Consider the following 12,193-nt stretch of genomic DNA (forward strand, 5'->3'; position numbering starts at 1 on the left):
GACTTTTCTCCCCAACAATAATAAAAGGAAAGAAATAGAAAAACACTGCAGCAACTTATTTCTGTCGCTGCAGCGTTACCAACATTCTCTCAACGTATTACCCTAACATTTTGCCGCATAATCACGCTTCATCTTAAGAACCGGAATATTTGCCACCAAGGCCACATCCCGTTCATCTTGACAAAGATTAAATTCCAGGGCGGTTTCGTCAATTTCCATGTAGTTGGAAATCACCTGAACCAAATCTTCCCTCAAGCGGTTGAGCATAGCTGGTGATATACTGGCACGGTCATGAACCAAAACGAGTCGCAGACGTTCTTTAGCCAACGACTTGCTCGAGGCAGTTTCCTTGCCAAGGATGCGGCTGATAAATTCTAACAAGGACGATTCCTCCTCTCACTACCGAACGATTAACGTAGGCCGACAAGTTTCTTAATTTTATCCATAAATCCTTCCGGTACATCCAAATTCATCAGAGGAACCTCTTCGCCCTGAATCCGCTTGGTGATTCTGCGATAAGCCTCTCCTGCTTTGGAGTTTTTATCCATAACACAAGGTTCTCCCCGGTTCGTGGAAACAACAATACTCTCATCTTCCGGAACAACCCCGATCAAATCAATAGCCAAAATATCCAAAATATCATCGATATCCATCATATCCCCGCGTTTTACCATCTGAGGACGAATGCGATTGATAATTAATTTAGGGTTTTTAAGATCTGCCGCCTCTAAGAGGCCGATAATCCGGTCAGCATCCCGTACCGAACTGACTTCAGGAGTACAGACAACAACTGCTCGATCTGCTCCGGCAATAGCATTGCGGAAACCTTGCTCAATACCTGCAGGACAATCGATAATTGCATAGTCAAATTCTTTCTTTAACTCCTCTGCCAAGGCCTTCATCTGCTCCGGACTGACGGCTGTTTTATCCTTCGTTTGGGCAGCCGGAAGCAGGTGGAGATTCGCAAAACGTTTATCTTTAATGAGCGCTTGCTTTAAACGGCAATTTTCGCTCGTCACATCCACAAGATCATAGACAATCCGGTTCTCCAGCCCCATCACTACATCAAGATTACGTAAACCGATATCTGTATCGACTAAAACGACGCTAAAACCTGCCTGCGCAAGTCCAGTCCCGATATTTGCTGATGTTGTGGTCTTGCCTACGCCCCCTTTACCGGAAGTTACGACGATTACCTCTCCCATAGTTTGACCTACCTTTCCGCATAGTTCTTTATTCTTCTCAACGACCCTTGCCGCGATAACCAATTAAACCGGCTGCTTCTACAATCAAGCGGTCATCTTTGATTCTGGCAATTTCCGGTCCACGTTCCTCTGAATCCTCATCCGGCGCTCTGGTAACTAAATCTGCGATTCTTAGCTGAGTAGGAGCAAGATGATAGGCGCTAACTGAGGCATTCCGTTCACCGGTTGCTCCTGCATGAGCAACACCGCGCAAGGATCCTAAAACAACAATGTTCCCCGTTGCAATAATCTCAGCACCAGGATTGACATCACCCAGTACAACTACATGACCCTCATATTGCACACTATTGCCGTTACGCAAGTTGCGCTCTACGAAGAGGCAGTGTCCTTCCACCATTCCTTCATCTCCAAGTCGCGTTTCTTTCTCAATTGCCTGGGATTGAACTTTTCCTGGCACGTACACTTCCTCCGTCGTTAACCATCCCCCAAGTTCCAACTGATGCTCTTGTAAAAGATTTGTTAGCTGGTCATGTTCATCCTCTGAGTATTCTTTGTCTCCAGCAAAACACCGAACTGTCGCACCTTGCAGGAATTGAACTGAATCCTTCAGGAGCTTGTTGAGTTCCGTTAGCAACAATCCGAAATCCGCGAGGGGATCAAAGTATAGCACTAATCCTTCGCGGGTGCCCTTCAGGGCAACATGTTCTGTCCGTGTCAACCTGCACAATCCTCCATTGCTTCTCATAATCGATGCCTTCTATAAATTCTACAAGCCTGTCCCAATTCCCTTTTCTTCTTAAAAAAAAACGAGGAGAAATTTCCTCGTTTTTTAGCCCCCATTCGTGGATTTCCAACCAAAATACTTCATAAATGCCGCTCTAGCGACGTATCCTGCGGTATCCCCGCCGTGACTGCCATATTCAACAACACCGGCAAAGGCAATTTGAGGATGATCATAAGGAGCAAAGGCCACAAACTCTCCGTTATAGAGCTCACCCGAAATTGTATCTTTCGACCCGATTTGCGCGGTACCCGTTTTGGCACCCCCCGAGAATTCCGGAAGGTCGGAGAATAGAAAGGATGCTGTTCCTTCCCCTCTTGTCGTAGCCTGCATGGCTTGTTTAACCGTATTTAAAACACTAGGCGAAATGGACACTGTATTGATAACTTTCGGTTCATTTTGTTTGACGACCTTTCCCGTGATGGGATCTGTAATTTTATTGACGATATAGGGCTGATAGTGTTTTCCGCCGTTCACTATGGTTGCCACATAATCTGCCAGCTGGAGTGGGGTATAATCATTATACCCTTGCCCAATAGCGTTGTTATAGCTGTCATAAGCTTGCCAATTGACATTCTGACTAATCATTTGCTGATACCAAACCTGAACCTGTTTTTTCTCCTGATCTTCCTGAGCTTGGAGTTTTTGCTTAGTCTGAGTATCTTTCGCCTGGGCAATTTTTGCATCATATTTGCTGCTGATGTCAGCGAGTTTCTGATCCCGCTCTTTATCATATTTAGGCTGATTATTGGCTTTCTTCCAGGCTGCCGACGGTACAAGTCCCTTCGCTTCTCCGGGCAAATCGACACCGCTGTACGTACCTAAGCCAAATTCATGGGCAATCTGACCAATAAATTCCGGATTTGCGTCAAATACCCGCCTGCCTATGACCTCAAAATAAATGTCTGACGATAAGGCTATAGCCCGATAGAGGTTTACAAGGCCAAAGTTATTTCCGCCCCATTCTACAAAGCCCTGACGCTGCGCTACAATATTTCCTAAAGATGAAAGGACATCACTGATCTGTTCCTGCGGGTTCGTCACTTTCAGCTGTAAGGCAGCCATGGCTGTGATCATTTTAAACGTGGAACCAGGCGGGTAAAGACCGGCAATGGCACGGTCCAGGGAAGCGGCAGGTGCATCTTTATTGGTAAAGTATTTATCCGATACGGCCTGAGAAATATTACCAATTAAATCATTCGGGTCCATACTCGGGCGGGAGGCCATAGCCAGAATCTTGCCGGTATTGACATCAATAACGACTGCTGCACCCGACTTGGCGTTAGGATTCGTTGTCTTCTGAACATTGGCGATAACCTGATCGAGGCTGTCTTCAACCGTTTTTTGCAAATCGGCATCAATCGTTAACTGAACCGTCTTTCCCGGCTCGGGAGGCTGAACCACTTTTTTAGACAGAGGGCGGGCATTATTGTCAACTTCTACTTGCTGAACGCCTTCCTTGCCGCGCAGCCAAAAATCATAGGATTTCTCGACGCCGTCCTTACCGACTAAATCTCCTTGAGAATAGGTGAATCCGGCCTTTTTCGCATCAGGATTTTGATTGAACTGGTCTATCTCATTAGGACCAATCTCCCGCACATAGCCAAGAATCTGGCCTGCCAAGGTATGCTGAGGGTAAGAGCGAATAGGTATAGCGTCGACACTGACACCGGGAAGCTCATCCTGATGTTCAGCAACGATCGCTTGAAGTTCCTGTGGAACATTCTGCATAATGGTCACAGGACGGTATCGTTCCCATTGATGGTTTTGGACGTTGACTAAAATATCCACATCAATGTTATCAACGCTCTCATTAGGGTTAGGCCAATAAGGTTTAATAAAGCCCGCTAAACGTTTGACAACGTCCTTCCAGTTTGTTGTCTTCGACTGCTGCAAATCGAGCCAGTCCAGGGTTAAAACAAACTCCGGCACACTGGTAGCAAGAAGTTTATTGTTCTTATCGACAATATCCCCGCGAGTTGTTGGAATTTTCACGACCTGCATCACGTTGCCCTTGGCCATTTCCGAATAATAAGATCCTTCAGCAATCTGCAAGCGCCATAGGTTAAAGCCTAAAATTAGAAATACGAGCAAAACCACTGTGGAGAGTCCCCAAAAACGATGCGTATATGGCTTTCGTTCTTTATCATCCATCTCAAAAACTCCTCCATTTTACTCTCACTATCTATCATACCTTGGGCGATAGCGCAGCCAACCGTGTAAAAAGGACCGATGAATCAAAGGATAGGTTATAGGAACCAGAACAGCGTTATATAAAGCAACACCAAAGATTAATTGAACAACATCTCCCAAAGACCATTGCAGCCCCGCTCCAAGTCCTAAAAAGGCAACACAGGTTTGGCCGGCGACCGTGACAATAAAAACCATGAAGGTGGTTAACAGAAAATTGTCACGATACCAACGTTCTGTCAGCCAGTTACTTAGGAAGGCTACGATTAATAACGTGAGTGTGTACATTCCTATATACCGGCCTAAGTAAAAGTCTTCCAATAATCCTGCCCCCAAACCCCAAAGGACGCTCGAAAGACGCCTGTGGTGCATAGCCATATAGATGGTTAACAAGATTAGAAGATCCGGTTTAATACCCGACCAGGCCCAGAAATGAAAGAGGGTTCCCGGCAGGATCAGACTAAGGAAAAACATTAAAGCAATTAGGATGTAGCGCATTATTTCGCCCCCACCACTTTAACTATATACACCTCTTCCAAGGAATCAAAATCAACCAAAGGCTGGATATAGGCAGTTTTGAGAAGTCCTGAAGGATCAAGTTCGATTTGCTTGACTTTCCCGATAGGAACATCTTGAGGATATACTCCGCCTTGGCCTGAAGTCAAGACCAAATTTCCGACATTAACATTGTCGGCCCGACGAAAGAGCATTTCAAGATTTCCCTCAGGGGTCAGACGCGAGCCTCGTTTATACGTCCCTTGGACAATGCCGAAAGTACCGCTGCCGGTGCTGCCGCGGACAACAGCGCTCACTTCTCCTTCACCATCAAGAATCATCAAAACTTCGGACGTCGTTGGCGAAACAGTCACCACCTTACCCACAAGCCCCAAGTCTCCGATCACAGGATCATTAACCTGAACCCCGTCCTGACTTCCCCGATTGACAGTCAGTGTCCGGTACCAAGTCGTCGGATTACGATTGATGATCGAAGCCCCGACTTTAGTATACTTGTCAAGCGTCGGGCTGCGAAAGATCCCCTGATCAAGCTCATTGTACCTTAATCCGGCTAAAACTTGCTGCTTAAGTTTAAGGTTATCGCCGGTTAACTGAGCGACTTTTTTTTGTAATTGTTGGTTTTCTAGTTCTACATTTCTAAAATTCCATAAGGCTTTGGTATTATCTCGAATTCCGTTTCCTAACTGAAGCATTGGTTTTTCTACAACACTCAGCACTCGCTGCATAGCTCCCCCAACAGGATTGGGAAACCGGCTGCCGAGACCTGTCAAGCGAATACTGATCAATACCCCTAGCAACAGAAAGAAAACGAGAACCGCAATTCCCGTTACATTAACTCTCTTCCCCACCATGATTCCTCCCCGCTATCCCTAGCTTTTTTGCGAGGCAGCTATTTTACGAAGAACATCAGCGTGTTCCAGGACATGCCCTGTCCCGTGGACAACACAGGACAGAGGGTCCTCCGCCAAGTGCACCGCAATTCCTGTTTCATCTGAAATCAACCGATCGAGATTGCGCAGCAATGAGCCTCCTCCCGCCATCATAATCCCGCGATCCATAATGTCAGATGATAATTCCGGCGGAGTTTTTTCCAAACACGACTTCACTGCATCGACAATAGCCATGACAGGTTCCTGCAGCGCATCCTGGATTTCTTCCGCCGAAACGTCAATGGTTTTGGGAAGTCCGGTCAACAGGTCACGCCCTCGCACAGTGTAATTTCCCGGTTCAGACATATAAGCATAGCCAATTTCAAATTTTAATGATTCAGCAGTCCGATAACCTACCGTCAAATTATAGCGTCTCTTAATATGGGCAATAATCGCATCATCCATTTCATCGCCTGCAACGCGAATGGAACGGCTGGTGACAATACCTCCCAAAGAAATAACGGCAACTTCCGTCGTTCCCCCACCGATATCAACAATCATGTTGCCTGTAGGTTCACTCACTGGAAGTCCGGCACCAATAGCCGCTGCCATAGGTTCTTCCAAAATCATTGGATCTTTCGCTCCGGCGGCCATAGCTGCTTCTTTAACCGCCCGTTCCTCAACAGGAGTTACACCGGAAGGCACACAGATTACCACCCTGGGACGAATAAACGGATGATCTGTGCCAAGTGCCCGGCTAATAAAGTATTTCAGCATCTTCTGAGTTATATTAAAATCCGAAATAACCCCATCTTTAAGAGGGCGAATAGCAACAATATTGCTGGGAGTACGGCCAATCATTTCTTTAGCCTTGTCTCCTACAGCCATCGGGGTCTTCGTCATAATATCCATCGCAACAACAGAAGGCTCACGTACAACAATCCCTTTTCCTTTTAAATGAACTAATGAGTTCGCTGTCCCAAGGTCAATCCCTAAATCCCGGCTGAAAATACTAAACATGGTTTCTAAAAACTCCTTCCAGTCACTCTCTATATACAAACAGTATACCCGTTAAACCCTTAAACTACCAAATCTTCTCTTCGAACCTGAGCACTGATTGCTAATTAATTATGAACATATTTCGCTTGTCTCATTTATCCAGTTTTTAAGGCCCCCAACTTCTATAAGTGGGGGTGGGTCCTCCTTCGCCGCTAAGCATTCCTATTGGGAAAGGCGGCTCGGCAATAATGTCCACTGGACATTATTGTATCTGAAACCTCGATGTTCAGCTTTAGCGTAAGCGAGTTCATTGATGTTCTTTTATAGGATTCCCCGTTCTTTCAAACTAACATAACGGTTATCACCAATAATTACGTGATCAAGAACTTCAATCCCTAGTATCTTTCCCCCGTCGGCCAGACGGCGGGTAACGTCTATATCTTCCTTACTAGGTGTTGGGTCGCCGCTGGGATGATTATGTAATAAAATAATGGCATTGGAGTTTCTCCGAATAGCCTCTTTAAAACATTCCCGCGGATGAACCAACGATGAATTCAGCGAACCAATAGAAACGGGACTGATCCCCAAGACATGATTTTTCGTCGAAAGAGAGACGACTCGGAAATGTTCCCTGTCGAGATAGCGCATCTCTTCCATAACAATATGGGCCACATCCTGCGGTGAATTGACGGTAGGCCTTGACATTGGGTCCACAGAAACCGAACGGCGTCCCAATTCAAGGGCAGCTTTCAGCTCAGCGGACTTCGCCTTGCCTAAACCGTGAATTTGAGCTAATTCGTGAACGGTAAGCTTTCCTAACCCCGAAAGACCGCCAACCCCGGCTAAGATACGCTCCGCCAGAGTTAAAACGTTTTCCCCTTTAATACCGGTGCGCAAGAGAATTGCCAGAATTTCACTATTGGACAATACCTCAGGTCCCAGTAAGCAAAGTCTTTCCCGAGGCAATAATTCCTCAGGTAAATCTTTCAGACGCCGATACTCCATGATTCACCCCGCGTGAAGCGATATTTATCTGCTCAATCCCCCACGCCTTCAACTGTTCTGTTAGATATTCCATGGGAAGACCAATAACGTTTGTCAGCGATCCCTCGATGGCTGTGACAAACTTTTTAGCTCCCCCCTGAATTCCATAAGCACCCGCTTTATCCATCGGTTCACCGCTACTGACATAATCTTTTATTTCCTCAGTGGAAATCGGGCGAAAAACCACAGAGGTTTCTATCACCTCAATTTTTAATTTTCCCAAACCATTGAGCAATGCCACACCGGTCAGCACTGCGTGATTGCGTCCGCTTAAGTCGTGCAGCATTTCTTCTGCTTCCTGCGGATTCGCTGGTTTCCCCAAGATTCGAGTATCTAATACAACCATAGTATCCGCACCTAACACAGCATCCAAGGAGTTTCCCCCAAGTTCCAGCCACTGCTTAAGACCTGCTCTTGCTTTGCGTTCTGCCAATTCTCTAACCCCGGGCTTCGGTAACATTCCAACAGGCAGCGTTTCCGAAACAATTGATTTAACTGTTTCAAATAAGAAGCCGGCCTCTTGAAGCAGCATTGCTCTGCGGGGAGATGTCGATGCAAGTACAAGCACCTTACCACTTCCTTGATAACATATATCCGCCCAGGGCACCAATCAAGGTAGCACTGGTAATACTCAAACGAAAACCAAAAGAAAGAGAGAGAAAAAAGAAATCGAAGTAAGTATGTGATGGAAAATCAATGACGGCCGGCTTTAAAAACGGCGCAAAAATGCCATATTTATCCAAGCCGAACCCGACTAGAGTTCCCAGGGCAGCACCTATCAAAATGAGCAATATCATTCTTCCTGTCCCCGAAGAATTACGCCCAACCGCCATAGTTTTTTCCCCTTCCATCTCAGAAATTCAGTCTTTTTATCTACAAATCCCCAAACTATGACTTCTCACTAAGTTTAGCATCTTCCCCCTGACTAAGCAAGTTCAACCCCTTGCCTGAAGCCTAAAAAGAACACCTTTAAAAAATAAAAATACTATAGAATTATTTGATAAAAGGTATCCGTTATAATTGCTTTGAATGAAGAACGGTTCTTTACGGCATGAAAATTAAGTTCATACAGTAAAGAACCGTCCCTTGTTTCTTTCGAATTTTTCTTGTCCTTGATTGGTCAACAGCTAATCGGTCAGTGAAACAAAAGATATGAAACACCTATGACACAAAAAGCAATTAGGACACACACCCCGATGATAATTTTATTTTGTTTTCCAGCATTCATTTTATGCCAAGGTAATGGTTTATTCGACAAATCAAGGTCCTCCTATACAAAATTCCTACCTCAACTGTAAAATATAGCATAGAAGGTGTAAATAGTCCATATAGCCTATCTTTTACTAAGGATTCGCGTCACAACGCGTGATGCCTCTGCACGAGCCGCAGCCAAACTCAGCTTTAAATTCTCTTTCATTAGTGGGGCCCCACCCGCTTGCATTAAGAATTTAAAGCCCTAGTTTGGCGCGGCGACCGCATGGCTGAACAAGTGTGACGCGATTCTCGCTCTATTTCCTCTCCAACAACTCCGCCCCCGCAATGCCGGGTTTTGTCATTTCATAAGGATGTAAAATTATATCAAGCTCTTCAGAAGTCAAAACTCCCTTTTCCAGCACAATATCCCGAACTGGTCTGCCGCTCATAATCGCTTCCTTGGCCACACCGGAAGCTACTTCATAGCCTACATGCGGGTTAATCGCGGTAACAATTCCCACACTGTTTTCCACCATGTAGCTGCAGCGTTCGACATTTGCCGTAATCCCCTCCACACATCGTTGACGGAAAACACGCATCACATTGCGCAAGATGTCTAAGGATTGCAGCAGATTAAACACAACAACAGGCTCCATAACATTCAGCTCAAGCTGACCGGCTCCACAAGCTAAGGCAATCGTAAAATCATTCCCCTGAACCTGAAAAGCAACTTGGTTAACCACTTCTGCCATTACCGGGTTTACCTTCCCAGGCATGATCGAAGACCCTGGCTGCATCGGGGGCAGATTAATCTCATTCAAACCGGTTCTCGGCCCTGAGGCCATCAACCGCAAGTCATTCGCCACTTTAGAAAGATTGACGGCCAAAGTTTTCAGAGCTCCCGAAACCTCCATAAAGGCATCCGTGTTCTGAGTGGCATCAACCAAATCATCGGCCATACGCATTGGCAGGTTTGTCCATTCCACAATACGTTCCGTAACCTTCTCAATATACCTGGGGTCTGCATTCAAACCTGTGCCTACCGCAGTAGCACCCATATTAATCACTTCAAGAGATTTCATCGCCTGCTTTATCCGCTGAAGATCGCGGCCCATCATATGAGCATAGGCCGAAAACTCCTGACCAAGACGAATCGGCACAGCATCCTGCAAATGAGTTCTGCCCATTTTAATGATCCCGTCAAATTCCTGAGCTTTCTTCTCCAGGGATTGGCGCAATTCATCCAAAGCCTTCAGCAAATCCGTAGCCACATTCAGACTGGCAATACGAATTGCCGTAGGAAAAACATCGTTGGTACTTTGTGCCATGTTAACATGCACATTGGGATGAACTTTAAAGTACTCTCCCTTTTTACCGTCAAGAAGCTCTATCGCCCGATTGGCAATAACTTCATTGGCGTTCATATTTATAGAAGTCCCGGCCCCTCCTTGAATCACATCAACAACAAACTGATCATCAAACTTCCCGTCAATAAGCTCCTTCGAAGCTTCAACAATCACTTTGCCTATGGCAGGACTCAGAGAACCAACAAACATATTAGCCTCAGCAGCCGCCCCTTTAACCATGCCCAAAGCACGAATCAATTCTCGATGAGGATGATACCCCGTAATGGGGAAATTTTCAGTTGCTCTTAATGTTTGAATCCCATAATAAACATCATCCGGAACATCATGAACACCTATTAAATCTTTTTCTTGACGCATACTATGACCTCTCCAATCCTTAGCGAAGTAAGCATAATGTATTTTGTATACATTATACAACTATTCTAAAAGGTTGTCGACGGAAAACTTCCCTTTACTTATTCGCCAAGAGGGGCCAAATTATACGGGATTACTTTTTGGGGTGTCGATTCTATTGAAAACAACAAGAACCCTTCTCTCTTTAGATTCTTCTAAACCTAGAGAGTAGGGTCCAAGTTAGCGATATAAATATTTCCACGTTTTCTTACCCGATTACTACCCCCTTAACTATTTCTCCTGCGAAAAATATACGTAACAATAAATCCTCTATCATCTTCATTTTCGCTATAGTTTATTAACTCAAAAAATTTATCCAGATCATCGAAATCATTTTGTTGAATTAAATCCTCTTTTCTGATTCTAGAGTCAATCTTATGCTTATACCCAAAGCCACAAATAAATAAAACTCCATTATCCGTAATATGATTTTTAATTTCTACGAGCTGTTCTCTACCTAATCTAAAATGGTTAATTACTATGTTATCAAATGACCCGATATCCCTTAATGAATCACTAATGCTTAAATCTAGTTCTCTTGTCCTAACATAATGATTATTTCTTCTCGCGAACATCTCCAGACGAGTGAGTGCCTCAACACTAAAATCAACTCCTGTAAGAGTGACATACTCCCACCACCTATGCTAACGCTTAGAGGTGGGGGCTTCTTGGGACATACCAGCTTATGCCAGTATAATTACCAAGCTAACCCCGTTTGCCCAACGGTTCTTAGTTATGGATTAGGCTATGCCAAGCAAGCGGCAGCCCTCATTTTTGATATTGATAGCAGCGTTTATGTCGCGGTCTAATTCTGCTCCGCAATGACTACAAGTCCAGGTCCTATCTGATAGAGTTAGTTCTTTATTTTCGTTGTTGCAGAACCTGCACATCTTACTGGATGGAAACCACTTATCAATAACGACTAACTGTTTTCCCTGTTCAGTAAGTTTGTATGTTAGAAAAGTTCTTAGCATACCAAAACCATTGTCATTCGTGGATTTTGCAAGATTGAGACATTGAGCTATGCCAAGCATATTTAGGTCTTCAATGGCAATAGCTGAGTAATCATCGGCTATTTGCCTAGACAGTTTATGCAAGAAGTCCTTTCGTTGATGAGCTACTTTTTCATGCAGTTTGGCAACCTTACGACGTTGTTTGTCACGGTTTTTACTACCCTTTTGGCGTTTAGATAGTTTGCGTTGTGCTTTTTTCAATTTTGCTTCGGCTTGACGGTAGAACTTTGGATAATCGGCATTATTTGCTTGGCTATCGACAAACAATGTCTTTGATGAATAATCCAAACCTAGTACCGTTTCTCTCGTTGGTGTTACGGGCTTTATAGCGGCTTCAAACTCAACCAATACGGAAATATAGTAGTTCCCTGTAGGAGTTTTGCTTATAGTCGCAGACTTTATAACGGCTTCTTTAGGTAATTGTCGGTGTAGCTTAATCCGTACATCTTTTAATTTTGGCAATCGAATTATCTTACTGTCAATAAGCCTGATTGTTCCACCTTGATTGTTGGTAGTATAGGATTTCTTGTCACGATGCTTGTTTTTGAACTTCGGAAAGCCTATTGATTTATCCCGAAAGAAGTTTTTGTATGCGGTCTGCAAATTCAGTTGAGCATTAGCC

At 44.7% G+C, this 12,193-nt stretch carries 13 protein-coding genes; all 13 read right to left on the reverse strand.

The window, feature by feature from the left end:
- Positions 1-102 precede the first annotated feature (102 nt).
- Positions 103-381, reverse strand: coding sequence for a cell division topological specificity factor MinE (gene minE / locus DEAC_RS10650; RefSeq protein ID WP_047810024.1), 279 nt, complete (start codon positions 379-381; stop codon positions 103-105).
- Between the two features lie 29 nt (positions 382-410).
- A complete protein-coding gene (gene minD / locus DEAC_RS10655) occupies positions 411-1,205 on the reverse strand; it encodes a septum site-determining protein MinD (RefSeq protein ID WP_047810025.1) in 795 nt (264 codons plus the stop codon).
- Between the two features lie 37 nt (positions 1,206-1,242).
- Entirely contained in the window at positions 1,243-1,923 is a 681-nt protein-coding gene (minC, locus tag DEAC_RS10660) for a septum site-determining protein MinC (RefSeq protein ID WP_047810026.1), read from the reverse strand.
- Positions 1,924-2,034: 111 nt separating this feature from the next.
- Positions 2,035-4,140: a penicillin-binding protein 2 gene (mrdA, locus tag DEAC_RS10665; RefSeq protein WP_047810027.1), complete on the reverse strand. Its 2,106-nt coding sequence runs from the start codon at positions 4,138-4,140 to the stop codon at positions 2,035-2,037.
- Between the two features lie 27 nt (positions 4,141-4,167).
- Positions 4,168-4,674: a rod shape-determining protein MreD gene (gene mreD, locus DEAC_RS10670; protein WP_047810028.1), complete on the reverse strand. Its 507-nt coding sequence runs from the start codon at positions 4,672-4,674 to the stop codon at positions 4,168-4,170.
- The gene (mreC, locus tag DEAC_RS10675) at positions 4,674-5,543 is read right to left on the reverse strand and encodes a rod shape-determining protein MreC (protein WP_083996061.1); all 870 of its coding nucleotides are present in this window, start codon (positions 5,541-5,543) and stop codon (positions 4,674-4,676) included. The genes mreD and mreC overlap by 1 nt, the downstream gene beginning before the upstream one ends.
- A gap of 18 nt (positions 5,544-5,561) precedes the next feature.
- Positions 5,562-6,581: a rod shape-determining protein gene (locus tag DEAC_RS10680; protein ID WP_047810030.1), complete on the reverse strand. Its 1,020-nt coding sequence runs from the start codon at positions 6,579-6,581 to the stop codon at positions 5,562-5,564.
- A gap of 300 nt (positions 6,582-6,881) precedes the next feature.
- Positions 6,882-7,565: a RadC family protein gene (gene radC / locus DEAC_RS10685; RefSeq protein WP_047810031.1), complete on the reverse strand. Its 684-nt coding sequence runs from the start codon at positions 7,563-7,565 to the stop codon at positions 6,882-6,884.
- The gene (locus DEAC_RS10690) at positions 7,534-8,172 is read right to left on the reverse strand and encodes a Maf family protein (protein WP_047810032.1); all 639 of its coding nucleotides are present in this window, start codon (positions 8,170-8,172) and stop codon (positions 7,534-7,536) included. Before DEAC_RS10690 ends, radC begins: the two co-directional genes overlap by 32 nt.
- A 1-nt stretch (position 8,173) precedes the next feature.
- Positions 8,174-8,437 (reverse strand): DUF4321 domain-containing protein, encoded by a 264-nt coding sequence (locus tag DEAC_RS10695; protein WP_047810033.1) that lies wholly within the window; start codon positions 8,435-8,437, stop codon positions 8,174-8,176.
- A gap of 675 nt (positions 8,438-9,112) precedes the next feature.
- Positions 9,113-10,522, reverse strand: a complete 1,410-nt coding sequence (aspA, locus tag DEAC_RS10700) for an aspartate ammonia-lyase (RefSeq protein WP_047810034.1) — start codon at positions 10,520-10,522, stop codon at positions 9,113-9,115.
- Between the two features lie 263 nt (positions 10,523-10,785).
- Positions 10,786-11,133 (reverse strand): hypothetical protein, encoded by a 348-nt coding sequence (locus DEAC_RS23545; RefSeq protein WP_053006375.1) that lies wholly within the window; start codon positions 11,131-11,133, stop codon positions 10,786-10,788.
- Positions 11,134-11,298: 165 nt separating this feature from the next.
- Positions 11,299-12,193, reverse strand: an 895-nt coding sequence (locus tag DEAC_RS10710; protein ID WP_047810072.1) for an RNA-guided endonuclease InsQ/TnpB family protein, incomplete at its 5' end; no start/stop codon positions are given.

The sequence above is a fragment of the Desulfosporosinus acididurans genome (assembly GCF_001029285.1).
GTDB lineage: Bacteria > Bacillota > Desulfitobacteriia > Desulfitobacteriales > Desulfitobacteriaceae > Desulfosporosinus > Desulfosporosinus acididurans.

Coding starts and splice junctions, on each gene's coding strand:
- mreC (WP_083996061.1), bottom strand. CDS start 5,543: ATGGTGGGGAAGAGAGTTAATGTAACGGGAATTGCGGTTCTCGTTTTC.
- aspA (WP_047810034.1), bottom strand. CDS start 10,522: ATGCGTCAAGAAAAAGATTTAATAGGTGTTCATGATGTTCCGGATGAT.
- DEAC_RS10680 (WP_047810030.1), bottom strand. CDS start 6,581: ATGTTTAGTATTTTCAGCCGGGATTTAGGGATTGACCTTGGGACAGCG.
- mreD (WP_047810028.1), bottom strand. CDS start 4,674: ATGCGCTACATCCTAATTGCTTTAATGTTTTTCCTTAGTCTGATCCTG.
- DEAC_RS23545 (WP_053006375.1), bottom strand. CDS start 11,133: ATGTTCGCGAGAAGAAATAATCATTATGTTAGGACAAGAGAACTAGAT.
- minD (WP_047810025.1), bottom strand. CDS start 1,205: ATGGGAGAGGTAATCGTCGTAACTTCCGGTAAAGGGGGCGTAGGCAAG.
- DEAC_RS10695 (WP_047810033.1), bottom strand. CDS start 8,437: ATGGCGGTTGGGCGTAATTCTTCGGGGACAGGAAGAATGATATTGCTC.
- radC (WP_047810031.1), bottom strand. CDS start 7,565: ATGGAGTATCGGCGTCTGAAAGATTTACCTGAGGAATTATTGCCTCGG.
- mrdA (WP_047810027.1), bottom strand. CDS start 4,140: ATGGATGATAAAGAACGAAAGCCATATACGCATCGTTTTTGGGGACTC.